Below are 22,064 nucleotides of genomic sequence, written 5' to 3' on the forward strand. Positions count from 1 at the left end.
ATTCCAGTGTGGGAGCGAGCTTGCTCGCGAAGGTGGTTTTGAAAGGCTTACAGGTCTTTCAGAATGTCGGCCATGTCATCGGCGTGCTCTTCTTCCTGCGCGAGGATGTCTTCGAAGATGCGCCGAGTCGTCGGGTCTTTTTCGCCGATGTACTGAATGATCTCGCGGTAGCTGTCGATGGCGATCCGCTCGGCCACCAGGTCCTCATAGACCATTTCCTTCAAGGTGTTCCCGGCCACGTATTGGGCGTGGGACATTTTCGACAGCAGGTCCGGATTGAACTCCGGCTCGCCGCCCAGTTGCACGATGCGCTCGGCCAGACGGTCGGCGTGTTGTGCTTCCTGGGTGGCGTGTTCGAGAAATTCGTCAGCGGCCACATTGGCTTTCAGACCGTTGGCCATGAAGTAGTGGCGCTTGTAGCGCAGCACGCAGACCAGTTCGGTGGCCAGCGATTCGTTGAGCAGGCGCAGCACCTCTTCACGGTTGGCACTGTAGCTTTCGGTTACCGCGCCGTTCTCGACGTGTTGCCGCGCACGTTCGCGCAGGGTTTTGACATCCGACAAGTGCAGGTCATCGCTCATTTCGATCTCCAGGAGGCTAATCCAATGGGCGCCACGCTCTACAGGCGTGATCGCTTACCCTGGTTGTGAGTCCTGCGCGATGCAAAAAGTTTTACGAGATTTGCGCCGTCCCCCCTGTAGGCGCTGCCGAAGGCTGCGATCTTGGCGTCAGTCCGGACAACGCGGCCTCCTCCTGCAACCAGGCAAAAAACGCCCGCACCGGCGGATGGCGCTCCCGTCCCGGCACACACAGCGCGCTGTAGCCGGCACCCTCAACCTGCACCTGCCCCTTGTACGGCACCAGTAAACCGCTGGCGACGCTCTGCGAGACCAGAATATTGCTCGCAAGGACCAAGCCTTGCCCGGCAATTGCCGCTTGCAAGGCGTAGTGCTCTTCGTCGTATTCGCGCATTGCGGGATGCTGGTTCAGCCAGTTCTCACCTGCGCGGGCGCACCACGCTTCCCAGCCGTGGGCATACAGCTTCGAGTTGTGCCAGCGCACGCTGATCAGCGCCGGCGTGCGCCGGGCGGCCAGCGCCACCTGCTCCGGTGAGCCGTACACGCCGAACGCCTCATCGAACAGGCACAAGCCGTAAAGATTGGGGTAGTCGTCAAGGCTGTAGCGCAGCACCAGATCGACGCTGGCGTCCTGATGCAAGTCGATGACTTCGCAGTGGGTATCGAGGCGCACGTTGATGTTCGGGTGCTGCGCATAAAAGCGCCCGAGGCGCGGTACCAGCCATAGCGCGGCGAAGGCGGCCGTGGTCGACAGCGTCAGGCTGCTGCCGCTGCGTTGCGGGCGCAGGGTATCGACGCTTTGCGCCACTTCCAGCAGCGCGCCGTGCAGGCTGCGAAACAGCCGCTCGCCACCTTCGGTCAGGCGCACCTGACGCGGCAAACGTTCGAACAGGGCGACGCCGAGCCAGTCTTCCAGCGTACGGATCTGATGAGAGATTGCCGTGGGCGTGACCGACAGCTCTTCGGCGGCGGCCTTGAAACTCAGCAGGCGCGAAGCGGATTCGAAGGCGCGCAGAGCGGTCAGCGGCAACGAGGCGAACATTGAAAACTCCATGGATGAAATGAATTCATCCCGACTGATTTTTGCTCATTTGAACGGACGCGGTCACGCCCTTCAAGCTGCAAGCCACAAGCCGTTTGATTCTAGTCCGGAGCAAATACAGATGAGCAAAATTCTTGCAATACATGCCAGCCCACGGGGTGACCGTTCGCATTCACGGCGCCTCGCGGAAAGCTTTCTCAGCGCCTGGCGATTGCGCCATCCGCAGGCGCAGATCACCCGCCGTGAAGTCGGGCGCGCGCTGATCCCGCCAGTCAACGAAGCGTTTGTCGCTGCCGCGTTTCATCCTGAGCCCGAGGCGCGTCCACTGTCGATGCAGGCCGATCTGGCGCTCAGCGATCAATTGGTCAGCGAGTTGTTCGAGCATGACCTGCTGCTGATTTCCACGCCGATGTACAACTTCAGCGTGCCCAGCGGCCTCAAGGCCTGGGTCGATCAGATCGTGCGCCTGGGCCTGACGTTCGACCACACCCTCGACAACGGCGTGGCCCAGTACACCCCGCTGCTGCTGGGCAAGAAAGCGTTGATTGTCACCAGTCGCGGCGGATTCGGTTTCGGCCCCGGCGGTGAACTGGAAGCACTGAACCACGCCGATCCGTGGTTGCGCACCGCGCTGGGCTTTATCGGTATCAACGACGTCACGGTGGTCGCGGCCGAGGGCGAGGAGTCGGCCGAGCGCACCTTCGCCGTGTCAGTGGCCGAGGCCGAGCAGCGTTTGCTCGACCTCGCCCGGACGTTCTAAGTGGCCTGGCTGTTCCTGCTGATCGCCGCCGGGTTCGAAGTCACGTTTGCCATGGGCATGAAGTACGCCGAAGGCTTCACCCGGTTGTGGCCGTCGCTGATCACGGTGCTCGCGGCGATTGGCGGGGTTTACTTCCTGACGCTGGCCCTGCGCGAGTTGCCGGTGAGCATTGCCTACCCGATCTGGACGGCGATCGGCTCGCTGGGCACGGTGTTTCTCGGCTTTGCCCTGCTCGGCGAGAGCCTGACTCTGGTCAAACTGCTGTCGGTGGGGCTGATTGTGGCGGGGGTGGTGGGCCTGAAGTAGGCTGAGGGTGCCGTTGTCATCATCAAGGAGGAGGCTTGGCGGATGTTTTGCACGTCAGGCCTCCACTCACGACCACAAGGATGTTTGCCCATGTCACAAAGTACGGCGACACGTTATCCACTGGTGCTGGTGCCGGGCATGCTCGGGTTTATCCGGCTGCTGCTGTATCCGTACTGGTACGGGATCATCAAGGCGTTGCGCCGTGGCGGGGCGACGGTGATTGCGGTACAGGTGTCGCCGCTCAACTCCACCGAGGTGCGCGGCGAGCAACTGCTGGCGCGGATTGACGAGATTCTGCGCGAGACCGGCGCCGCCAGGGTCAATCTGTTCGGTCACAGCCAGGGTTCGTTGACCGCCCGTTATGCCGCCGCCAAACGGCCGGATCTGGTCGCCTCGGTAACGTCGGTGGCCGGGCCCAATCACGGTTCGGAACTGGCCGACTATCTGCAGCAACACTACCCGGCGAACACCGCCAAGGGCCGTCTGCTCGAAGCGCTGCTGCGTGTTGTCGGCTGGCTGATGGCATTGCTGGAAACCGGTTATCACGGGCCGAAACTGCCGGTGGATATCCACGCCTCGCACCAATCGCTGACCCGCGAGGGCGTGGCGCTGTTCAATCAGCGTTATCCACAGGGCCTGCCCGAGACCTGGGGCGGTCACGGGCCGGAAGAGGTCAACGGCGTGCGCTATTACTCGTGGTCGGGCACATTGCAGCCGGGCAAGACTGACCGCGGTGGCAACCTGTTCGACGGCACCAACCGCAGCTGCCGGTTGTTCGCGAAAACCTTCGTGCGTGAGCCGGGGCAGTGTGACGGGATGGTCGGGCGCTACAGCTCGCACCTCGGCACGGTGATTGGCGACGACTATCCGCTGGATCACTTCGATATCGTCAACCAGTCGCTGGGGCTGGTGGGCAAGGGCGCAGATCCGGTGCGGTTGTTTGTCGAGCATGCGGCGCGGTTGAAGGCTGCCGGCTTGTAAAAGCCAAGACAAGATCAAAAGATCGCAGCCTGCGGCAGCTCCTACAAGGTTTCAGCGTTCATCCACGCGATCACCTGTAGGAGCTGCCGCAGGCTGCGATCTTTTCCATCAGGCAACGCTGAGTTTGCGGCCTAGAACGGTGGTCCAGCGCTCCGACAGAATCACCCCACCCAACGTCAACACCCCACCCACCAGGTGATACATCGCCAACTGCTCCTTCAACACCACCGCCGCAATCAGCGCGGTAATCAACGGCAACAAGTTAAAGAACAAGGTCGTGCGGCTCGGCCCAAGACGCTGCACCGCCTGCATCCACGCCAGCGGCGCGAGCATCGAGGCCAGCAGGCACGCGTACAGCACCAGCGGAATGTTCTGCGCGGTGAAGCCGGTTTTCGGCGAGGCGGCGTACAGCGGAAACAGCACCACAATCGCCACCAGAACCTGCAGGTACAGCAATACCAGCGGCGGCAGGCGCAGCTGCCATTTTTTTAGCAGGGTGCTGTAGATCGCGTAGGCCAGGGTGGCGATCAGCATCATCGCGTCACCCAGGTTCACTCCATGTTGCAGCAGCGCGCCGAGGCTGCCGGACGATACCACCACCAGCACGCCGGCGAACGACAGCACCGCGCCGAACAATGCCCCAGCGGTCAGGCGCTGGCCGAGGCTGATGATGGCCATGGCCAGCGACATCAGCGGCATCAGCGACAAAATGATGCCCATGTTGGTCGCCGTGGTCAGGGTCGCGGCGAAGTAGGCCAGGCTTTGATAGACCGCCATCCCGAGCACGCCGAGGATGAAGATCTTGCCCAGATTCGGGCGGATCTGCGGCCAGTGTGCGATCACCGCTTTGAGCATGAACGGGGTGAACAGCAGGCCGGCGAGCAGCCAGCGGTAGAAACCGATCTCGGCGGGGAAGATCGCCCCGACCGCCAGTTTGTTGATCACGGTATTGCCGGCCCAGATGAAAATCGCCAGCAGGGGAAACGCGTATTGCATGAGTTAAAACCAGAACGTTGATGAACCGTGATTATCCCCTGTCTGGATGCAGCCCTATACTGCGAACCGGACAACCTGCCTCTGCAACCGGACAGCATGAACAGTAAACACATCGATCTGCTGGATTTCAGCGAACTGCCGTCAGCGGTGTACTTCCGCTACGCCGACTTCAACACCCATGAATACGCCGCGCCGCACCGCCATCCGTGGGGCACGCTGGAGTACGCGGCCCACGGCGTGCTGCACATGGACGTCGACGGCAGCCGCTTCATGTCGCCGCCGCAGTACGCGGTGTGGGTGCCGCCGCAGGTCGAGCACAGTTTTTACAGCCATCAACCGGTCAACTACCGCGCGGTGTGCCTCGATCCGAAGGTTTGCGCCGATCTGCCGCCGCGCGCCTGCACGCTGGCAATCAGCGACATCCTCAAGGCGATTCTCAAGGACTTCGCCGCCCGCGACGTGAAGATCCCCGAACTCGACGCCGACCAGCGTCTGGCCCAGGTGCTGGTCGATCAACTGCAACAGGCGCCGGTACATGAGTGCTATCTGCCGTACGCGAGCCATCCCGGGTTGCTGGCGATTCTCGATGCATTACAGGCCGATCCCGGCAATAACCAGCCGCTGGCGCACTGGGCGGCGCAGGTACACGTCAGCGAGCGCACGTTGGCCCGGCAGTTCGTGCGCGAGTTGGGCATGAGTTTCGGCGAATGGCGTCAGCGCCTGCGTTACCTGGCTGCCATCGAGGCACTGGAAAGCACGAAGAGCGTGCAGGAGATCGCCTTCGATCTGGGTTACAGCAGTGGCTCGGCCTTCATCGCCATGTTTGCCCGTCAGGCCGGCTGTACCCCGGAACAGTATCGGCGCAGCCACCTGGAAGGCAGGAAGGTGTAACAAGATTTGGCTACACTTCAGCGGAGGCCGCATCCATCGATGCGGCGACAAGGAGAAAACTCCATGAAGATGTTGCGTGTGCCTTTGTTGATGATCGGTCTGCTCCTGTGTTCCCAGGGTTTCGCCGCCACGGCGCAACAGAACAAAATGACCACCTGCAATGCCGACGCTACCGCCAAGAGCCTCAAGGGCGACGAGCGCAAGACTTTCATGAGCACCTGCCTCAAGGCTGCACCGGCCGCCAATGACGCCAAAGTGCTGACCCCGCAGCAGGAAAAAATGAAGACCTGCAACGCCGACGCGAAAACCAAGGCCCTGACCGGTGATGCGCGCAAGACCTTCATGAGTGATTGCCTGAAGAAAAAATAAGATCAAAAGATCGCAGCCTGCGGCAGCTCCTACATGAGACCGCGANTAGGAGCTGCCGCAGGCTGCGATCTTTTCGGCGCGACCAGGATGCGGGGCATCTACTCGCTTCGGCGCCGGATCGCTGGCAGACTGCCAATCCTTTTACGCCGTTCGTTTTGAGGCTGTATGCCAACGTTTTCTGAGCGTCATGTTGTGTTTTGGGTCAGTTGCATCATTATTTTTGGCGGTTTGCTGCTGGCATTGCCGCTGCGCTTGTTGCCCAGCCTGCTGGCCGGTTTGCTGGTGTTCGAGTTGGTCAACATGCTCACCCCGCAACTGCAACGATTGATCGAAGGCCGGCGCGCGCGCTGGCTGGCGGTGGCGCTGCTGGGCACCCTGGTGGTCAGCGTGCTGGCGCTGATCTTTGCCGGTGCTATCAGTTTCCTGCTGCACGAAGCGGAAAACCCGGGCGCCTCGCTCGACAAATTCATGGGCGTGGTTGATCGCGCGCGCGGGCAACTGCCGCCGTTTCTCGATGCCTATCTGCCGGCCAGTGCTGCGGAGTTCCGCGTGGCGATTGGTGAGTGGGCGAGCAAACACCTGGCTGACCTGCAACTGGTGGGCAAGGACGCGGCGCACATGTTTGTCACCCTGTTGATCGGCATGGTCCTCGGCGCAATCATTGCCCTGCAGCGGATACCGGATGTGACCAAGCGCAAGCCGCTGGCCGCCGCCCTGTTTGATCGCCTGCACCTGCTGGTGCAAGCCTTCCGCAACATTGTCTTCGCGCAGATCAAGATTTCCCTGCTGAACACCTTCTTCACCGCGATCTTCCTCGCGGTGATCCTGCCGCTGTTCGGCATCAAGCTGCCACTGACCAAGACCCTGATCGTCCTGACCTTCCTGCTCGGCCTGCTGCCGGTGATCGGCAACCTGATGTCGAACACGCTGATCACCATCGTCGGCCTGTCGCTGTCGATCTGGGTGGCGGTGGCGGCGCTGGGTTACCTGATTTTTATCCACAAGCTCGAATACTTCCTCAACGCGCGCATTGTCGGCGGGCAGATCAGTGCCAAGTCGTGGGAGTTGCTGCTGGCGATGCTGGTGTTCGAAGCCGCGTTCGGCCTGCCGGGGGTGGTGGCGGGTCCGATTTATTACGCGTATCTGAAGAGTGAGTTGAAGCTGGGCGGGATGGTTTGATTCAGAATTTGTAGTGTTTGAGCTGGCCTCTTCGCGAGCAGGCTCGCTCCCACATTTTGAGCGCATTCCTTCAGTTGAAATGCGATCCACTGTGGGAGCGAGCCTGCTCGCGAATGGCGCACTGCCGATTCCGGATCAGGCCGTCGCGCCGTAACGCTTCATCGCCTCGATCGCCAGACCGCTGCCAATGCTGCCAAAGATATTGCCTTCCACATGTCGCGCGTTCGGCAGCATCGCCGAGACGCTGTTGCGCAGCGCCGGAATGCCGCTTGAACCGCCGGTGAAGAACACCGTATCGACCTGCGCCACCGAGACGTTGGCATCGTTCAACAGCTGCGTAACGCTGCCGCGCACGCGTTCAAGCAAGGCGTCGATCGACGATTCGAACAGGGCGCGGCTCAGTTCCACGCTCAGGCCCGGCTCGATGCGGTCCAGCGGCACGTGGCGGCTGTCGGCGTGGGTCAGCTGGATCTTGGTTTCTTCGACTTCCATCGCCAGCCAGTGCCCGGCGCGCTGTTCGATCAGCTTGAACAGGCGATCAATGCCGCCAGTGTCCTCGATGTCGTAGCGCATGCTGCCCAGCGCCAGGGTGGACTTTTGCGAGTACACCGAGTTGATGGTGTGCCAGGTCGCCAGGTTCATGTGGTGGCTGGTCGGCATGTAGGCGCCGCTCTTCATCCGGCTGCCGTAGCCGAACAGCGGCATCAGGCCTTGCAGGCTCAGTTGTTTGTCGAAATCGGTCCCGCCGATGTGCACGCCGCCGGTGGCGAGGATGTCGTCGTGACGGTTGTCCATGCCACGACGCTCGGGCGACAGGCGCACCAGCGAGAAGTCGGAGGTACCCCCGCCGATGTCGACGATCAGCACCAGCTCTTCTTTTTCGATGGTCGACTCGTAGTCGAAGGCGGCGGCAATCGGTTCGTACTGGAACGACACGTCCTTGAAACCAAGCTTGCGTGCCACTTCGACCAAGGTGTCTTCGGCTTCCTGGTCAGCCAGCGGGTCGTCATCGACGAAAAACACCGGGCGGCCCAGCACCACTTGTTCGAACTCGCGACCGGCGGCCGTTTCGGCACGGCTCTTGAGCTGGCCGATGAACAGCCCCAGCAGATCCTTGAACGGCATCGCCGTGCCGAGCACGCTGGTGTCGTGCTTGATCAGCTTGGAACCCAGCAGGCTCTTGAGCGAGCGCATCAGCCGGCCTTCGTAGCCTTCCAGGTATTCGTGCAGGGCCAGGCGACCGTACACCGGGCGGCGCTCTTCGATGTTGAAGAAGACCACCGACGGCAGGGTGATCTTGTCGTCTTCCAGCGCGATCATCGTTTCCATGCCGGGGCGCAGCCAGCCGACGGTGGAGTTGGAGGTGCCGAAGTCGATACCGCAGGCACGGGCTGGAGAGGCGTTGTTCATGTCTTTCGGGTTCCGGTCAAAAAACGGCCGCGCAGTGTATGTCAGTGCGCGGCAGATTCGAAGGCCGGTCATCTGCTATTTCACGACTAAGCTTCTTGAAAGTCGCAGCTTCGCCCCAAACTTGCTGGCATTGGCCGGCAGACATACCGGCGGTCGCAAGAACCGTCGTCCACTGCCGATAAACTTCTGCTGCGCCACCCGGTCACAAAGTTGAGATCGGTCAACCCGGCACGTGCGAATGAGCGCATGCTGGTCTCGGCGCGAAATCGATAACGGATGGTGATTCCTTCGATGGACTTCAAAGACTATTACAAGATACTCGGCGTGGAGCCGACAGCGGACGACAAGGCAATCAAGGCTGCCTATCGCAAGCTGGCGCGCAAATACCACCCCGATGTCAGCAAGGAAAAAGACGCCGAGGCCAAGTTCAAGGACGCCTCGGAAGCCTATGAAGCGCTGAAGAGCGCCGACAAGCGCGCCGAGTACGACGACCTGCGCCGTTATGGCCAGCATGGTCAGCCGTTCCAGGGCCCGCCGGGCTGGCAGAGCCGTGGTGGCTTTGGCGGCGGCGGTGGTGACACCGGCGACTTCTCGGACTTCTTCAGTTCGATCTTCGGCAATCGCGGCGCCGGTTTCGGTGGCGGCGAAGGTCGGCAGCAACGCAGTGCAGGGCGGCGGGGACAAGACGTGGAAATGGAACTGCCGATCTTCCTTGAGGAGACGCTGTCGAACGAGTCGAAGAAGGTCAGCTTTCAGGTCCCGCAGTACAACGCCAACGGTCAGCACGTCAGCAACACCAGCAAAAGCCTGAACGTGAAGATCCCGGCGGGCGTGACCGACGGCGAGCGCATCCGCCTCAAGGGGCAGGGCGCGCCGGGCATCGGTGGCGGCGCCAATGGCGATCTGTACCTGACCATTCGCTTTGCGCCGCACCCGAAATTCGATGTCGAAGGCGAAAACCTGATCATCACCTTGCCATTGGCACCGTGGGAGCTGGCGTTGGGCACCGAGGTGGCCGTGCCGACCCTGACCGGCAAGATCAACCTCAAGGTTCCGGCCGGCAGCCAGAACGGCCAGCGCATGCGCGCCAAGGGCCATGGTCTGAAAAACAAGGCCGGTGAGCGCGGTTATCTGTTCGTGCAGCTCAAGGCCGTGATGCCGAAAACCTCCGACGACGAGGTCAAGGCACTGTGGCAGGAACTGGCGAAGAAAGCCGCGTTCAACCCACGCGAGAACTTCTGAACCCGACGACGGAGTAGCCCATCATGAGCAGCCCCCTGATCGTTCAACTGGACATGGCAGAATTCTGTGAGGCGGCCGATCTGTCGGACGTCTACGTGATCGAAATCGTCGAGCACGGCATCCTCGAACCTCAGGGCGCGCAGCCCCGGGAATGGCGGTTCACCGACTACGAGCTGAGCCTGGCCAAACGCGCCGCGAAGTTGCGGCGCGAGCTGGAGCTGGAGTGGGAGGGCGTCGCCCTGGCCCTGAATCTGCTGGAGGAGGTGCATGAGTTGCGGGCGGAGAACCGGATGCTCAGGCAGCGCTTGGGGCGGCTGGTGGTCGAATAGGTTTTCGGTAGTATTGGCCGGCCTCATCGCTGGCAAGCCAGCTCCCACAAGGAACTATGTCGTACACAAAGTTTGTATTCGACGCCGGATCTGTGGGAGCTGGCTTGCCAGCGATGAATTCACCGCAGATTTCCCTGCTTAAACCTTTCTTGGCAACACCACACTGAACAGCGTCCCGTCAGCCTCGCTCGAGCTGACGTCGATTGTCCCGCCATGGGCGCTCACCACTTCCTTGACGATGAACAAGCCCAACCCGAGGCTGGTCGACGGCTGCCCGAGTTCTTCGTCGGCGCTGCGCACCAGCGGGTCGAAAATCGTGCCGATCGCCTCTTCGGAAATCGGTGTGCCGTAGTTGTGCACCGTCAGGCACACGTTGTCGCCCTCGCCACGCAGATCAAGGGTCACGTCGCGCTGGCTGGTGCCGTGCTGCAAGGCGTTGCCGATCAGGTTTTGCAGGAGTTGGTCGATTCGCCCGGCGTCCCACACCCCACGGGTGTCGCCGTGCACCGTGAGCTTCGGATCGGATAGCGGATTACCGGCGCAGGCTTCGGCAATCGCCGCCCGCGCCGCAACGGCCAGGTCCATCGCTGCCGGTTCGATCGGCAGGCTACGGCCGAGGCGACTGCGCACCAGCTCCAGCAGGTCGCTGACCATCGCCGCCATGTGCCGCGCACCGCGCTTGATGTGCAAGGCACAGGCCAGCGCATCGCCCTCGAGGCTGGATTTGCGCAGCAGCAGTTCGGTGGACATGCTCACCGCCTGCAGCGGCGCGCGCAGGTCATGGCCGAGGATGGCGAGGAAAATATCGCGCGAGCGGTTGACCTGCTCGGCGTAGGCAGCGGTGGATTCGGCGAGGGCTTCGTCGATGGCTTCGTTGAAACGGATCATGTCCTGGAAATAGGTCATGTCCGGCGATTCAAGGCTGTTGACCCACAAGCGGATCACGCAGGCACGCAAATGGCGGAATTCACTGGTCATCTGCACCAGGTCAAAACCGACGGTGTGGCGCAGTTCGCCATGGCTGGCGCCGGCCTCGTCCAGGCTCGGGGTCTTTTCCGGGCCCTCGCCCTTGGCTTTGGCAGCCTGTTCGGCGGGGCTCTGTGGCTTGCTCATGTCACGGGCGGCGGCCCGCAGAATCTCGCTGGCGTGATCGCGCAGCGCAGTGGAATCCAGATGGTCGGCCGCCGGCGTGATGGTCGCGGCGAACTGCTCCCATTCATCGACGATAGGCTCGATGTTGGCCAAGATGAACTCGGAAAGACGCATGGGCAGTTCCTGAAAAAAGGCGGAGCGCATCGAATATTAGCCCCTTTGGCGGGAAATACACGACCGTTTGCACATAGGTTTTCCTGCCCCATGAAAAAGGCCCCCGGCCGGTGCGCAAGATGCGGGTCGGGGGCCTTTTGCCGTGTGTCAGAACAGGAAGTAACGCTGAGCCATCGGCAAGGTTTCCGCCGGTTCACACCACAGCAGCACACCGTCGGCCTTGACCTGATAGGTCTGCGGATCGACGTCGATGTTCGGCAGGTAATCGTTGTGGATCAGGTCGGTTTTCTGCACATCGCGGCAGCCTTTGACCACGGCGATTTTCTTCTTCAGGCCCAATGCCTCGGGCAGCCCGGCCTCCTGTGCGGCCTGGCTGATGAAGGTCAGGCTGGTGGCGTGCAGCGAGCCGCCGTAGCTGGCGAACATCGGGCGGTAGTGCACCGGTTGCGGGGTTGGGATCGACGCGTTGGCGTCGCCCATCAGGCTCGCAGCGATGGCGCCGCCCTTGAGGATCAGCGTCGGTTTTACGCCGAAGAACGCCGGGCGCCAGAGCACCAGATCGGCCCATTTGCCGACCTCCACCGAGCCCACCTCATGGCTGATACCGTGGGTGATCGCCGGGTTGATCGTGTATTTGGCGATGTAGCGCTTGGCGCGGAAGTTGTCGTTGCCTTCGCCGTCCTGGGGCAGCGGGCCGCGCTGCTTTTTCATCTTGTCGGCGGTCTGCCAGGTGCGCGTGATGACTTCGCCGACACGGCCCATGGCCTGGCTGTCGGAGCTGATCATCGAGAACGCACCGAGGTCGTGGAGGATGTCTTCGGCGGCAATCGTCTCGCGGCGGATACGGCTTTCGGCGAACGCCACGTCCTCGGCAATGCTCGGGTCGAGGTGGTGGCAGACCATCAGCATGTCGAGGTGTTCGTCGATGGTGTTGCGGGTGAACGGCCGGGTCGGGTTGGTCGAGCTCGGTAGCACGTTAGGGAAACCGCAGGCCTTGATGATGTCCGGCGCGTGGCCGCCACCGGCACCTTCGGTGTGATAGGTGTGGATGGTGCGGCCCTTGAACGCGCCCAAGGTGGTTTCGACGAAGCCGGACTCGTTGAGGGTGTCGGTGTGGATCGCCACTTGTACGTCGTACTGGTCGGCGACGCTCAAGCAATTGTCGATGCTCGCCGGGGTGGTGCCCCAGTCTTCGTGCAGTTTGAGGCCGATGGCCCCGGCCTTGACCTGCTCGATCAACGGCTCCGGCAGGCTGGCGTTGCCCTTGCCGGTGAGGCCGATGTTCATCGGGAACGCGTCGGCGGCCTGGAGCATCCGCGCCAGGTGCCACGGGCCGGAGGTGCAGGTGGTGGCGTTGGTACCGGTCGCCGGCCCCGTGCCGCCGCCGATCATGGTGGTGACGCCGCTCATCAGCGCTTCTTCGATCTGCTGCGGGCAGATGAAGTGGATGTGCGTGTCGATGCCGCCGGCAGTGAGGATCATGCCTTCACCGGCGATCACCTCGGTGCTGGCGCCGATGGCGATGGTCACGTTCGGTTGTACGTCCGGGTTACCGGCCTTGCCGATAGCAGCGATGCGCCCGTCCTTGAGGCCGACGTCGGCTTTGACGATGCCCCAGTGGTCGATGATCAACGCATTGGTGATCAGCGTGTCGACCACTTCGGCAGCGAGCAACTGGCTCTGGCCCTGGCCGTCACGGATGACTTTGCCGCCGCCGAACTTCACTTCTTCGCCGTAGGTGGTGAAGTCTTTTTCGACTTCGATCCACAACTCGGTGTCCGCCAGGCGCACCTTGTCGCCGACGGTGGGACCGAACATGTCGGCGTAGGCTTGCCGGGAAATCTTCATTTCAATTCCTTGCAAAAATTTATTGTGGCGAGGGGATTCATCCCCGATCGGGTGCGAAGCACCCGCCATTCAGCAAAAGTGATTTTGTGGTGGGGCCGGTGGCGGTTGGCGACCGCTGCGCGGTCGATCGGGGATGAATCCCCTCACCACAGATAAACCCCTCACCACAGGTGAATCTGCTTCAGTCGAGATCACCCATGACCCGCCCGGCAAAGCCGAACACCCGCCGGTGCCCGGTGTACTCCACCAGCTCGACCTCGCGGCTTTGCCCCGGCTCGAAGCGCACGGCGGTGCCGGCGGGGATGTTCAGGCGCATGCCACGGCTGGCGGCGCGGTCGAAGGTCAGCGCGTCATTGGTTTCGAAAAAGTGATAGTGCGAACCGACCTGAATCGGCCGGTCACCGCTGTTGGCGACTTTCAGGCTGAGCGTGCGGCGGCCGACATTCAGTTCGATGTCGCCGGGCTGGATCTGGTACTGGCCGGGAATCATGGCCGGGCTCCTTGCAGAATCTTGTAGTAGAGGGCAGTCGGGCGATAGGTACCGTGCGGGTCGCAGGCGTAATCGGGAATTTCACCGGCACGGGTGTAACCCAGGGCCTTGTAGAACTCTTCGGCGGGCGAGCCGGCCTCGGTGTCGAGGTAGAGCATGCCGCGCTTGTGCTTGGCCGCTTCGAGTTCCAGCGCGTTCATCAATTGCTGACCGAGGCCACGCCGCCGCGCCTGTTCGCGCACCAGCAGTTTTTGCACTTCAGCGCGATTGAGGCTGTTGGCTTTCTGGCACAGACCCAACTGCACGCTGGCCTGCACCTCTTCATCCTTGACCACCACCCAGAGCAACACGCTGCCCTTGTTCACGTGTTGCTGCACTTCATCGAAGTAGGCGCGAGCCTGCGCGGCATCAAGGTCGGCCATGAAGCCGACGCTGGCGCCATAACCCACGGCGTCGAGCAGCAGATCAATCAGGCCCTGACGATAGTGCGCAAAACTTTCCGCATTGACGCGTCGCAGTTGGGCGGGGTTCATCGCGTGTCACTCCTTGTTGGCGAGCGGCGGCTGCGCGCCAGGGTTGAGGATCAGTTGCATGAAGGTCAGGTCGAGCCAGCGGCCGAACTTGGTGCCGACTTGCGGCATCTGTCCGGTGATGCTGAAACCGGCGCGTTCATGCAGACGAATGGAAGCGGCATTGCCACTTTCGATGGCGGCGACCATCACATGCTTGTCGCAGGCTTTGGCCCGCTCGATCAGCACGCTCATCAATTGCGGGCCAAGGCCATTGCCGCGCTGGTCGCTGCGCACGTAGACCGAGTGCTCGACGGTGTGACGGAAACCGTCGAACGGCCGCCAGTCGCCAAAGGAAGCGTAGCCGAGCACCACGTTGTCGGCGTCGACGATCACCAGAATCGGGTAGGCCTGGGCCTGACGGGCGCTGAACCACGCCTGGCGGTTGCCGAGGTCGACCGCCGATTCGTTCCAGATCGCCGTGGTGTTGAGCACCGCGTCGTTGTAGATGTCACGGATCGCCGGCAGGTCGGCGTGCAGGGCATCGCGAATGGTGTAGGTCATGGCGAGTCCTCAAACGATCGGTTGGTGGACGGTGACCAGTTTGGTGCCGTCGGGGAACGTCGCTTCGACCTGGATCTCCGGGATCATTTCCGGAATACCTTCCATCACTTGCTCGCGGCCCAACAGGGTGGTGCCGTAGTGCATCAGCTCGGCCACGGTCTGGCCGTCTCGGGCGCCTTCGAGCAGCGCGGCGGAGATGTAGGCCATGGCTTCCGGGTAGTTGAGCTTCAAACCACGGGCCAGTCGGCGCTCGGCGACGAGGCCGGCGGTGAAGATCAGCAACTTGTCTTTTTCGCGTGGGGTCAGGTCCATTTGTTTTTCAAATCTCGGCAGAAGAAAGTTAAGTCGTACGCTCTGTAGGAGCTGCCGAAGGCTGCGATCTTTTGATCTTGATTTTTTACAGCAAGATCAAAAGATCGCAGCCTTCGGCAGCTCCTACAGAGGAATACGGGGAGTGCATTTCAGGTGTTCCAGATTCGTGGTGGCTGGGCCTCGCGGCCGAGCAGGGCCGGGCGCAGCAGGCGCCACAGGTCGATCAGCCAGGCGCGGGCCAGCAGTGCCTCGCTCGCCAGGCAGCGGGCAACCAACAGCCCCGGCAACTGGGTCAAATCCCCGCGCACGGCATGCGTCAGCGAACGACAGCGCTCCAGCAGCTCGGCGTCGATTTCACCGGTGACCAACAGCGTGGCGAACACCGGATGGCCATCCAGGCCGATCGGCGAATCCAGCAAACCGTCACCGCCAGTAATCCTCTGACGTTCGTGCCAGAGCAATCGCCCGTCACGACGGATATCCAGATGCGCTTGAAAGTGTCCGAGGTCGAAGCGCTCGCGACTGGCCGGTCGGCCCAGCGCCACCACGTCCCAGTAGAACAGCCGCGCATCGCCTTCAAGTTCGATCGAGGTGGTGAGTTCGGCCTGGGCGGCGCTGTAGACGATGGTTTCCTGCGGCAGCCACTCCAGCGTCGCACCTGCGGCCACTTTCAAATCGAGTTGCTGATACGCCGGCCCTGCCGCGCGATACCACTTGGCGGCGCCGGGGCTGGTGATCTGCGCCCAGGCGTCTGCTTCGACGCGGGCGCTGATGTTCAGCCGGTCACCGCCGGCGATCCCGCCCGGCGGGTGGACGATGATGTGCTGGCAGACCTCGGGGCCTTCGGCATACAGGTGCTTTTGCACGCGCAGCGGGCCGAGATGCCGGCGCTGAACCGGGCGTGTGCAGTCGCCGAAGCGGGCGTAGGCCAGTTCCAGCTCGGCGTGCCAGCTCGGGGTAAACAGGGCAGTGGAAAGCGGTAAGTTCATGGTTTGTGATTATCGTTAGGAAGCTACAGATTAAATTGTTACCAGACCTCGTACACCCTCGGCCTCCATATTTTCGCCGCGACCCTGTTGCACGATCTCGCCCCGGGACATCACCAGGTACTGATCGGCCAGCTCCGCAGCGAAATCGTAGAACTGCTCCACCAGCAAAATGGCCATGTCGCCTCGGGCCGCGAGCTTTTTGATCACCGCGCCGATCTCCTTGATCACCGAGGGCTGGATGCCTTCGGTGGGTTCGTCGAGGATCAGCAAACGCGGACGACTGGCCAGGGCGCGACCGATAGCGAGCTGCTGTTGCTGGCCGCCGGACAGGTCGCCGCCTCGGCGCTGCTTCATTTGTAGCAGCACCGGGAACAATTCGTAGATGAAACTTGGGACTTCCTTCGCTTCACTGCCGGGAAACCGCGACAAACCCATCAGCAGATTCTCTTCCACCGTGAGCCGGCCGAAGATTTCCCGGCCCTGTGGCACATAGGCGATCCCGGCGTGCACGCGCTGGTGCGGCTTGAGCGTGGTGATCGGTTTGCCCTCCCAATTCACCACGCCTTCCTTGGCCGGCAACAGGCCCATCAGGCATTTGAGCAGGGTGGTCTTGCCCACGCCGTTGCGCCCGAGCAGGCAGGTGACTTCGCCGACGTTCACGTCAAAGCTCAGGCCGCGCAGGATGTGGCTACCGCCGTAGTACTGATGCAGCTTGTCGACTTGCAGCATTCTCAAAATCTCCTCAAATCCCTGTGTAGGAGCTGCCGAAGGCTGCGATCTTTTGATCTTGTTTTTAAGATCAAGATNGCAGCCTTCGGCAGCTCCTACAGGGGATGGATCATCAGCGGCCGAGATAGACCTCGATCACCCGCTCGTTTTCCTGCACCTGTTCCAGCGACCCTTCCGCCAGCACGCTGCCCTGATGCAGCACCGTCACATGGTCGGCAATCGAGCCGACGAAGCCCATGTCATGCTCCACCACCATCAGCGAATGCTTGCCGGCCAGCGACTTGAACAGCTCGGCGGTGAATTCGGTTTCGGCATCGGTCATGCCCGCCACCGGCTCGTCGAGCAGCAGCAGTTGCGGGTCCTGCATCAGCAACATGCCGATTTCCAGAAACTGTTTCTGCCCGTGGGACAGCAAGCCCGCCGGGCGATTGACCGAGGTGGTCAGGCGAATGGTTTCCAGCACTTCGCTGATGCGCTCGCGCTGCTCGCCACTCAGGCGCGCGCGCAAACTGGCCCACACCGACTTGTCGGTTTTCTGCGCCAGTTCCAAGTTTTCGAATACGCTCAGCGCTTCGAACACCGTCGGTTTCTGGAACTTGCGCCCGATCCCGGCCTGGGCGATCTGCACTTCGCTCATTTGCGTCAGATCCAGGGTTTCGCCGAACCAGGCCTTGCCGTGGCTGGGGCGGGTCTTGCCGGTGATTACGTCCATCAGCGTGGTCTTGCCCGCGCCGTTGGGGCCGATGATGCAGCGCAACTCGCCGACGCCGATGTACAGGTTCAGATTGTTCAGGGCGCGAAAACCGTCGAAGCTGACGCTGATGTCTTCCAGGGTCAGGATCGTGCCGTGGCGGGTGTCGAGGCCCGGGCCGACGCGTTGGCCGAGGCCGATCGAGTCGCGGCTGGTGCCCTCATCCTTGTTCGGTTCTACGGGGAAAAACGCCGGTTCGAGCATGAATTCAGCACTCGCAGTGACTCTCATTGTTCACCTCGTTTCTTCAGCAGGCCGATCACGCCTTTGGGCAAATACAACGTCACGACGATGAACAGCGCGCCGAGGAAGAACAGCCAGTATTCAGGGAAAGCCACGGTGAACCAACTCTTCATGCCGTTGACCACCCCGGCGCCGAGCAGCGGTCCGATCAAGGTTCCGCGTCCGCCGAGGGCGACCCACACCGCCGCTTCGATCGAATTGGTCGGCGACATTTCGCTGGGGTTGATGATCCCCACTTGCGGTACGTACAACGCCCCGGCCAGACCGCACAGCACCGCGCTCAAGACCCAGACAAACAGCTTGAAACCGCGCGGGTCGTAGCCGCAGAACATCAGGCGGTTTTCTGCATCGCGCAGCGCGGTCAGCACCCGGCCGAACTTGCTCTGCGCCAGACGCCAGCCGATGAACAGACTCGCCACCAGCAACAGTACGGTCGCCAGAAACAGCACCGCGCGGGTACCCGGTTCAGTGATGCCGAAGCCGAGAATCGTGCGGAAGTTGGTGAAGCCGTTGTTACCGCCGAAGCCGGTCTCGTTGCGGAAAAACAGGAGCATCCCGGCGAAGGTCAGGGCCTGGGTCATGATCGAGAAATACACGCCCTTGATCCGCGAGCGGAAGGCAAAGAAACCGAACACCAGCGCCAGCAGACCTGGCGCCAGCACCACCAGACACATCGACCAGATAAAACTGCTGGTGCCGCTCCAGTACCACGGCAATTCGGTCCACGACAGAAAGGTCATGAACGCCGGCAAGCCGTCACCGGCGGCCTGGCGCATCAGGTACATGCCCATCGCATAACCGCCGAGGGCGAAGAACAGCCCGTGGCCCAGCGACAGCAGCCCGGCGTAACCCCAGACCAGATCCAGCGCCAGAGCAACGATGGCGTAGCAGAGGATTTTGCCGACCAGCGTCAGGGTGTAGGCCGAGACGTGCAGCGCGCTGTCCGCCGGCAACAGCGAGAGCAACGGCAGGGCGATCAACAGCGCGAGGATCACCGCGCCGATGGCAAGCGTGAGTTTCGAGCCGGCCTTTTGCGTGGCCGTGACAAGTAGAGGCTGGTTCATCAGTCGATCACCCGTCCTTTCAGTGCGAAGAGGCCTTGCGGACGTTTCTGGATGAACAGAATGATCAGCGCGAGGATCAGGATCTTGCCGAGTACCGCACCGATCTGCGGTTCGAGAATCTTGTTGGCGATGCCCAGCCCGAACGCCGCCAGTACGCTGCCGGCGAGTTGGCCGACACCGCCCAGCACCACCACCAGGAACGAGTCGATGATGTAGCTCTGGCCGAGGTCCGGGCCGACGTTGCCGATCTGGCTCAGCGCCACGCCACCGAGGCCGGCGATGCCCGAACCGAGGCCGAAGGCGAGCATGTCGACGCGCCCGGTGGGCACGCCGCAGCAGGCGGCCATGTTGCGGTTCTGCGTGACCGCGCGGACATTGAGGCCGAGGCGGGTCTTGTTCAGCAGCAGCCAGGTCAGCGCCACCACGAACAAGGCGAAGGCGATGATCACGATGCGGTTGTACGGCAGGACAAGATTCGGCAGCACCTGAATGCCGCCGGACAGCCACGCCGGATTCGCCACCTCAACGTTCTGTGCACCGAACAGCAGGCGCACCAACTGGATCAGCATCAGGCTGATGCCCCAAGTGGCGAGCAGGGTTTCCAGCGGTCGGCCATAGAGGTGTCGAATCACCGTGCGCTCCAGCGCCATGCCGATTGCTGCGGTGACGAAGAACGCCACCGGCAACGCAATCAGCGGATAGAACTCGATCGCCTGTGGCGCGTAGCGCTGGAACAGCAACTGCACCACGTAGGTCGAGTAGGCGCCGAGCATCAGCATCTCGCCGTGGGCCATGTTGATCACCCCGAGCAGGCCGAAGGTGATCGCGAGGCCGAGGGCCGCGAGCAGCAGAATCGAGCCGAGGGACATGCCGCTGAACGCCTGACCCAATACTTCACCGATCAGCAGTTTGCGCTTGACCTGCGCCAGGCTGGTTTCGGCGGCGGTACGCACACCGGCATCGCTTTCGACGCCAGGTTCGAGCAGTCCTTCGAGGCGGGTGCGGGCCAGCGGATCGCCGGTTTCGCCGAGCAGGCGTACGGCGGCCAGACGCACCGCCGGGTCGCTGTCCACCAGTTGCAGGTTGGCCAGCGCCAGGCTCAGGGCGGCGTGGACGTTCTCTTCTTTTTCGCCAGCCAGTTGCTGGTCGAGGAATTTCAGCTGCGCGGGTTTCGCGCTTTTCTGCAATTGCTGCGCGGCAGACAGACGGGTTTTGGCGTCGGCGGCGAGCAATTGGTGGCTGGCCAAAGCGGTGTCGATCAGACCCCGCAGGCGGTTGTTCAGGCGCAGGGTTTTGGTTTGGCCGTCGAGGGTCAATTCGCCTTGCTGCAGGGCGTTGATCAGCTCGACACGCGCCGGCTCGGGCTGCGCGGCCCAGGCTTCCAGCAGTTTGGCTTGCTGCACGGGATTGGCGGCGACGAAGTCTTCGGCGTCGTTGGCGTGGCCGGCCATCGGCACCAACAGTGCGAGGGCGAGGATGAAGCGGTAAAGGGTAGTCGGCATAAAGAGTCGCCTTGCGCGGACTAATTGTGGGCGCAGTCTTTGTGGCGAGGGGATTCATCCCCGATGGGTTGCGAAGCAGCCCCAAATCCAGCGGTCGCGGTGTATCAGATTGATCGCGTCGACTGATTTCGCGACTGCTTCGCAGCCGGTCGGGGATGAATCCCCTCACCACAAAATATTGTTCCCACAGAGGGATTGTGTCGGGCCGAAAATGCTCATCAGCCCGACACCCAATGGCTCAGTTGCTCTTCACCGCATAGTCCGGTTTCTTGTCGTTGCCATCGATAAACGGACTCCACGGCTGCGCACGGATCGGGCCTTCGGTCTGCCACACGACGTTGAACTGACCATCGTTCTGGATCTCGCCGATCATCACCGGCTTATGCAGGTGGTGGTTGGTCTTGTCCATGGTCAGGGTGTAACCGGACGGCGCGGCGAAGGTCTGGCCGGCCAGTGCTTCGCGGACTTTGTCGACGTCGGTGGACTTGGCTTTCTCCGCCGCCTGCGCCCACATGTGGATGCCGACGTAAGTGGCTTCCATCGGGTCGTTGGTCACCGCTTTGTCGGCGCCCGGCAGGTTGTGTTTCTTGGCGTAGGCCTTCCAGTCAGCGACGAACTTCTTGTTCACCGGGTTCTCCACGGACTCGAAGTAGTTCCACGCCGCGAGGTTGCCCACCAGCGGTTTGGTGTCGATGCCGCGCAGTTCTTCTTCACCCACGGAGAACGCCACCACCGGTACGTCGGTCGCCTTCAGGCCCTGGTTGGCCAGCTCTTTGTAGAACGGCACGTTGGAGTCGCCGTTGACCGTGGAAATCACCGCAGTCTTGCCGCCGGCGGAGAATTTCTTGATGTTGGCGACGATGGTTTGATAGTCGCTGTGACCGAACGGGGTGTAGACCTCTTCGATGTCCTTGTCGGCCACGCCTTTGGAGTGCAGGAACGAGCGCAAAATCTTGTTGGTGGTGCGCGGGTAGACGTAGTCGGTGCCGAGCAGGAAGAAGCGCTTGGCGCTGCCGCCTTCTTCGCTCATCAGGTATTCCACTGCCGGGATCGCTTGCTGGTTCGGCGCGGCGCCGGTGTAGAACACGTTCGGCGACATCTCTTCACCTTCGTATTGCACTGGGTAGAACAGCAGGCCGTTGAGTTCTTCGAACACCGGTAACACCGATTTGCGCGACACCGAGGTCCAGCAACCGAATACCACCGCGACCTTGTCCTGGGTCAGCAACTGCCGGCCCTTTTCGGCGAACAGCGGCCAGTTCGACGCCGGGTCGACCACCACCGGTTCGAGCAACTTGCCGTTGACTCCGCCCTTGGCGTTGATCTCGTCGATGGTCATCAGCGCCATGTCTTTGAGCGATGTTTCGGAGATCGCCATGGTCCCGGACAACGAATGCAGAATCCCGACCTTGATGGTCTCGGCAGCCTGGACAGTCCAGGTCATGCCCATCGCGGCAATGGATGCCGTGAGAGTGAAAGCCTTGATCAAACTGCGACGCTTCATTGTGCGATCTCCATGAACGTTAAAGTTTTTTATGGTTGGCAGATGCAGACGACTGAAGGGTGTTTTGCAAGGGCTGTGCCCGGTCGGGATCGGGCAGGAAAATGTCGGTTTAGAGCGGTCGCGCGTGGGTGGGGTGCACCATGAAGGGACGCGGAGAGAGCGTTGGTGCAGGCGGCCGCGCCAGATTGGGGCGCCCACAATTCCTGTAGG

24 protein-coding genes are annotated in these 22,064 nt (G+C 62.0%); 8 read left to right on the forward strand and 16 right to left on the reverse strand.

The window, feature by feature from the left end:
- Nucleotides 1-47 precede the first annotated feature (47 nt).
- Both ACTJKS_RS08705 and ACTJKS_RS08710 read right to left on the reverse strand, forming a co-directional pair.
- Nucleotides 48-581 (reverse strand): ferritin-like domain-containing protein, encoded by a 534-nt coding sequence (locus ACTJKS_RS08705; protein WP_003221186.1) that lies wholly within the window; start codon nucleotides 579-581, stop codon nucleotides 48-50.
- Nucleotides 582-672: 91 nt separating this feature from the next.
- Nucleotides 673-1,632 (reverse strand): LysR substrate-binding domain-containing protein, encoded by a 960-nt coding sequence (locus tag ACTJKS_RS08710; RefSeq protein ID WP_262947766.1) that lies wholly within the window; start codon nucleotides 1,630-1,632, stop codon nucleotides 673-675.
- A 109-nt stretch (nucleotides 1,633-1,741) separates the two neighbouring features.
- Between ACTJKS_RS08710 and ACTJKS_RS08715 the strand changes: the two genes are divergently transcribed.
- The 3 genes from ACTJKS_RS08715 (at nucleotide 1,742) to ACTJKS_RS08725 (ending at nucleotide 3,667) form a co-directional block, all read left to right on the forward strand.
- Nucleotides 1,742-2,380 (forward strand): FMN-dependent NADH-azoreductase, encoded by a 639-nt coding sequence (locus tag ACTJKS_RS08715; protein WP_108181530.1) that lies wholly within the window; start codon nucleotides 1,742-1,744, stop codon nucleotides 2,378-2,380.
- Nucleotides 2,381-2,686, forward strand: coding sequence for a DMT family transporter (locus tag ACTJKS_RS08720; protein ID WP_108181531.1), 306 nt, complete (start codon nucleotides 2,381-2,383; stop codon nucleotides 2,684-2,686).
- 90 nt (nucleotides 2,687-2,776) lie between these two features.
- Nucleotides 2,777-3,667 (forward strand): esterase/lipase family protein, encoded by an 891-nt coding sequence (locus tag ACTJKS_RS08725; RefSeq protein WP_108181532.1) that lies wholly within the window; start codon nucleotides 2,777-2,779, stop codon nucleotides 3,665-3,667.
- Nucleotides 3,668-3,775: 108 nt separating this feature from the next.
- On the opposite strand, the gene ACTJKS_RS08730 is transcribed toward ACTJKS_RS08725, so the two are convergent.
- Nucleotides 3,776-4,663 (reverse strand): DMT family transporter, encoded by an 888-nt coding sequence (locus ACTJKS_RS08730; RefSeq protein WP_108181533.1) that lies wholly within the window; start codon nucleotides 4,661-4,663, stop codon nucleotides 3,776-3,778.
- 96 nt (nucleotides 4,664-4,759) lie between these two features.
- On the opposite strand from ACTJKS_RS08730, the gene ACTJKS_RS08735 reads away from it, so the two are divergent.
- The 3 genes from ACTJKS_RS08735 to ACTJKS_RS08745 all read left to right on the forward strand — a co-directional run bounded on the left by ACTJKS_RS08735 (nucleotide 4,760) and on the right by ACTJKS_RS08745 (nucleotide 7,102).
- Entirely contained in the window at nucleotides 4,760-5,554 is a 795-nt protein-coding gene (locus ACTJKS_RS08735) for an AraC family transcriptional regulator (RefSeq protein WP_108184359.1), read from the forward strand.
- A 63-nt stretch (nucleotides 5,555-5,617) separates the two neighbouring features.
- On the forward strand, nucleotides 5,618-5,923 hold the full coding sequence (locus ACTJKS_RS08740; RefSeq protein WP_003221193.1) for a PsiF family protein: 306 nt from the start codon (nucleotides 5,618-5,620) through the stop codon (nucleotides 5,921-5,923).
- Between the two features lie 165 nt (nucleotides 5,924-6,088).
- Entirely contained in the window at nucleotides 6,089-7,102 is a 1,014-nt protein-coding gene (locus ACTJKS_RS08745) for an AI-2E family transporter (RefSeq protein WP_108181534.1), read from the forward strand.
- A 135-nt stretch (nucleotides 7,103-7,237) separates the two neighbouring features.
- Here the strand turns inward: ACTJKS_RS08745 and ACTJKS_RS08750 are convergent, their stop codons facing one another.
- Nucleotides 7,238-8,512 (reverse strand): Hsp70 family protein, encoded by a 1,275-nt coding sequence (locus ACTJKS_RS08750; RefSeq protein WP_027613552.1) that lies wholly within the window; start codon nucleotides 8,510-8,512, stop codon nucleotides 7,238-7,240.
- Between the two features lie 291 nt (nucleotides 8,513-8,803).
- Here ACTJKS_RS08750 and ACTJKS_RS08755 point away from each other — a divergent pair, with 291 nt between their 5' ends.
- Nucleotides 8,804-9,754: a DnaJ C-terminal domain-containing protein gene (locus ACTJKS_RS08755; RefSeq protein ID WP_041065895.1), complete on the forward strand. Its 951-nt coding sequence runs from the start codon at nucleotides 8,804-8,806 to the stop codon at nucleotides 9,752-9,754.
- 23 nt (nucleotides 9,755-9,777) lie between these two features.
- On the forward strand, nucleotides 9,778-10,083 hold the full coding sequence (locus ACTJKS_RS08760; RefSeq protein ID WP_003221201.1) for a chaperone modulator CbpM: 306 nt from the start codon (nucleotides 9,778-9,780) through the stop codon (nucleotides 10,081-10,083).
- Nucleotides 10,084-10,221: 138 nt separating this feature from the next.
- On the opposite strand, the gene ACTJKS_RS08765 is transcribed toward ACTJKS_RS08760, so the two are convergent.
- From ACTJKS_RS08765 to urtA, 12 genes are all read right to left on the reverse strand, one after another.
- The gene (locus ACTJKS_RS08765; RefSeq protein ID WP_262947767.1) at nucleotides 10,222-11,349 is read right to left on the reverse strand and encodes a sensor histidine kinase; all 1,128 of its coding nucleotides are present in this window, start codon (nucleotides 11,347-11,349) and stop codon (nucleotides 10,222-10,224) included.
- Nucleotides 11,350-11,496: 147 nt separating this feature from the next.
- Nucleotides 11,497-13,197, reverse strand: a complete 1,701-nt coding sequence (ureC, locus tag ACTJKS_RS08770) for an urease subunit alpha (protein WP_222016818.1) — start codon at nucleotides 13,195-13,197, stop codon at nucleotides 11,497-11,499.
- Between the two features lie 181 nt (nucleotides 13,198-13,378).
- On the reverse strand, nucleotides 13,379-13,687 hold the full coding sequence (locus ACTJKS_RS08775) for an urease subunit beta (protein ID WP_198759478.1): 309 nt from the start codon (nucleotides 13,685-13,687) through the stop codon (nucleotides 13,379-13,381).
- Nucleotides 13,684-14,220: a GNAT family N-acetyltransferase gene (locus ACTJKS_RS08780; RefSeq protein ID WP_440828818.1), complete on the reverse strand. Its 537-nt coding sequence runs from the start codon at nucleotides 14,218-14,220 to the stop codon at nucleotides 13,684-13,686. Before ACTJKS_RS08780 ends, ACTJKS_RS08775 begins: the two co-directional genes overlap by 4 nt.
- A 6-nt stretch (nucleotides 14,221-14,226) precedes the next feature.
- A complete protein-coding gene (locus ACTJKS_RS08785) occupies nucleotides 14,227-14,760 on the reverse strand; it encodes a GNAT family N-acetyltransferase (RefSeq protein WP_108181539.1) in 534 nt (177 codons plus the stop codon).
- Between the two features lie 9 nt (nucleotides 14,761-14,769).
- On the reverse strand, nucleotides 14,770-15,072 hold the full coding sequence (locus ACTJKS_RS08790; RefSeq protein WP_222016817.1) for an urease subunit gamma: 303 nt from the start codon (nucleotides 15,070-15,072) through the stop codon (nucleotides 14,770-14,772).
- A gap of 149 nt (nucleotides 15,073-15,221) precedes the next feature.
- On the reverse strand, nucleotides 15,222-16,061 hold the full coding sequence (locus tag ACTJKS_RS08795) for an urease accessory protein UreD (RefSeq protein ID WP_262947769.1): 840 nt from the start codon (nucleotides 16,059-16,061) through the stop codon (nucleotides 15,222-15,224).
- Nucleotides 16,062-16,091: 30 nt separating this feature from the next.
- Complete coding sequence (urtE, locus tag ACTJKS_RS08800; RefSeq protein ID WP_239778634.1) at nucleotides 16,092-16,790, reverse strand: urea ABC transporter ATP-binding subunit UrtE; 699 nt, start codon at nucleotides 16,788-16,790, stop codon at nucleotides 16,092-16,094.
- Nucleotides 16,791-16,902: 112 nt separating this feature from the next.
- Nucleotides 16,903-17,772 carry an urea ABC transporter ATP-binding protein UrtD gene (gene urtD / locus ACTJKS_RS08805; protein WP_103368047.1) on the reverse strand — a complete coding sequence of 290 codons (870 nt, stop codon included), beginning with the start codon at nucleotides 17,770-17,772 and terminating at the stop codon, nucleotides 16,903-16,905.
- Entirely contained in the window at nucleotides 17,769-18,848 is a 1,080-nt protein-coding gene (urtC, locus tag ACTJKS_RS08810) for an urea ABC transporter permease subunit UrtC (RefSeq protein WP_262947770.1), read from the reverse strand. Before urtC ends, urtD begins: the two co-directional genes overlap by 4 nt.
- The gene (gene urtB / locus ACTJKS_RS08815) at nucleotides 18,848-20,350 is read right to left on the reverse strand and encodes an urea ABC transporter permease subunit UrtB (RefSeq protein ID WP_198758556.1); all 1,503 of its coding nucleotides are present in this window, start codon (nucleotides 20,348-20,350) and stop codon (nucleotides 18,848-18,850) included. Before urtB ends, urtC begins: the two co-directional genes overlap by 1 nt.
- Nucleotides 20,351-20,588: 238 nt before the next feature.
- Nucleotides 20,589-21,854, reverse strand: coding sequence for an urea ABC transporter substrate-binding protein (gene urtA / locus ACTJKS_RS08820; RefSeq protein ID WP_198758555.1), 1,266 nt, complete (start codon nucleotides 21,852-21,854; stop codon nucleotides 20,589-20,591).
- Nucleotides 21,855-22,064 lie beyond the last annotated feature (210 nt).

This window comes from Pseudomonas sp. 22189, assembly GCF_052045635.1.
Taxonomy (GTDB): Bacteria; Pseudomonadota; Gammaproteobacteria; order Pseudomonadales; family Pseudomonadaceae; genus Aquipseudomonas; species Aquipseudomonas parakoreensis.

Bases quoted from the DNA above. Each gene is read 5' to 3' on its own strand.
- ureC (WP_222016818.1), bottom strand. From the start codon at position 13,197: ATGAAGATTTCCCGGCAAGCCTACGCCGACATGTTCGGTCCCACCGTC.
- ACTJKS_RS08765 (WP_262947767.1), bottom strand. From the start codon at position 11,349: ATGCGTCTTTCCGAGTTCATCTTGGCCAACATCGAGCCTATCGTCGAT.
- ACTJKS_RS08795 (WP_262947769.1), bottom strand. From the start codon at position 16,061: ATGAACTTACCGCTTTCCACTGCCCTGTTTACCCCGAGCTGGCACGCC.
- ACTJKS_RS08780 (WP_440828818.1), bottom strand. From the start codon at position 14,220: ATGAACCCCGCCCAACTGCGACGCGTCAATGCGGAAAGTTTTGCGCAC.
- ACTJKS_RS08790 (WP_222016817.1), bottom strand. From the start codon at position 15,072: ATGGACCTGACCCCACGCGAAAAAGACAAGTTGCTGATCTTCACCGCC.
- ACTJKS_RS08755 (WP_041065895.1), top strand. From the start codon at position 8,804: ATGGACTTCAAAGACTATTACAAGATACTCGGCGTGGAGCCGACAGCG.
- ACTJKS_RS08745 (WP_108181534.1), top strand. From the start codon at position 6,089: ATGCCAACGTTTTCTGAGCGTCATGTTGTGTTTTGGGTCAGTTGCATC.
- urtD (WP_103368047.1), bottom strand. From the start codon at position 17,772: ATGAGAGTCACTGCGAGTGCTGAATTCATGCTCGAACCGGCGTTTTTC.
- urtC (WP_262947770.1), bottom strand. From the start codon at position 18,848: ATGAACCAGCCTCTACTTGTCACGGCCACGCAAAAGGCCGGCTCGAAA.
- ACTJKS_RS08775 (WP_198759478.1), bottom strand. From the start codon at position 13,687: ATGATTCCCGGCCAGTACCAGATCCAGCCCGGCGACATCGAACTGAAT.
- ACTJKS_RS08750 (WP_027613552.1), bottom strand. From the start codon at position 8,512: ATGAACAACGCCTCTCCAGCCCGTGCCTGCGGTATCGACTTCGGCACC.
- urtA (WP_198758555.1), bottom strand. From the start codon at position 21,854: ATGAAGCGTCGCAGTTTGATCAAGGCTTTCACTCTCACGGCATCCATT.
- ACTJKS_RS08760 (WP_003221201.1), top strand. From the start codon at position 9,778: ATGAGCAGCCCCCTGATCGTTCAACTGGACATGGCAGAATTCTGTGAG.
- ACTJKS_RS08715 (WP_108181530.1), top strand. From the start codon at position 1,742: ATGAGCAAAATTCTTGCAATACATGCCAGCCCACGGGGTGACCGTTCG.
- ACTJKS_RS08785 (WP_108181539.1), bottom strand. From the start codon at position 14,760: ATGACCTACACCATTCGCGATGCCCTGCACGCCGACCTGCCGGCGATC.
- urtB (WP_198758556.1), bottom strand. From the start codon at position 20,350: ATGCCGACTACCCTTTACCGCTTCATCCTCGCCCTCGCACTGTTGGTG.
- ACTJKS_RS08735 (WP_108184359.1), top strand. From the start codon at position 4,760: ATGAACAGTAAACACATCGATCTGCTGGATTTCAGCGAACTGCCGTCA.
- ACTJKS_RS08710 (WP_262947766.1), bottom strand. From the start codon at position 1,632: ATGGAGTTTTCAATGTTCGCCTCGTTGCCGCTGACCGCTCTGCGCGCC.
- urtE (WP_239778634.1), bottom strand. From the start codon at position 16,790: ATGCTGCAAGTCGACAAGCTGCATCAGTACTACGGCGGTAGCCACATC.
- ACTJKS_RS08740 (WP_003221193.1), top strand. From the start codon at position 5,618: ATGAAGATGTTGCGTGTGCCTTTGTTGATGATCGGTCTGCTCCTGTGT.
- ACTJKS_RS08725 (WP_108181532.1), top strand. From the start codon at position 2,777: ATGTCACAAAGTACGGCGACACGTTATCCACTGGTGCTGGTGCCGGGC.
- ACTJKS_RS08730 (WP_108181533.1), bottom strand. From the start codon at position 4,663: ATGCAATACGCGTTTCCCCTGCTGGCGATTTTCATCTGGGCCGGCAAT.
- ACTJKS_RS08705 (WP_003221186.1), bottom strand. From the start codon at position 581: ATGAGCGATGACCTGCACTTGTCGGATGTCAAAACCCTGCGCGAACGT.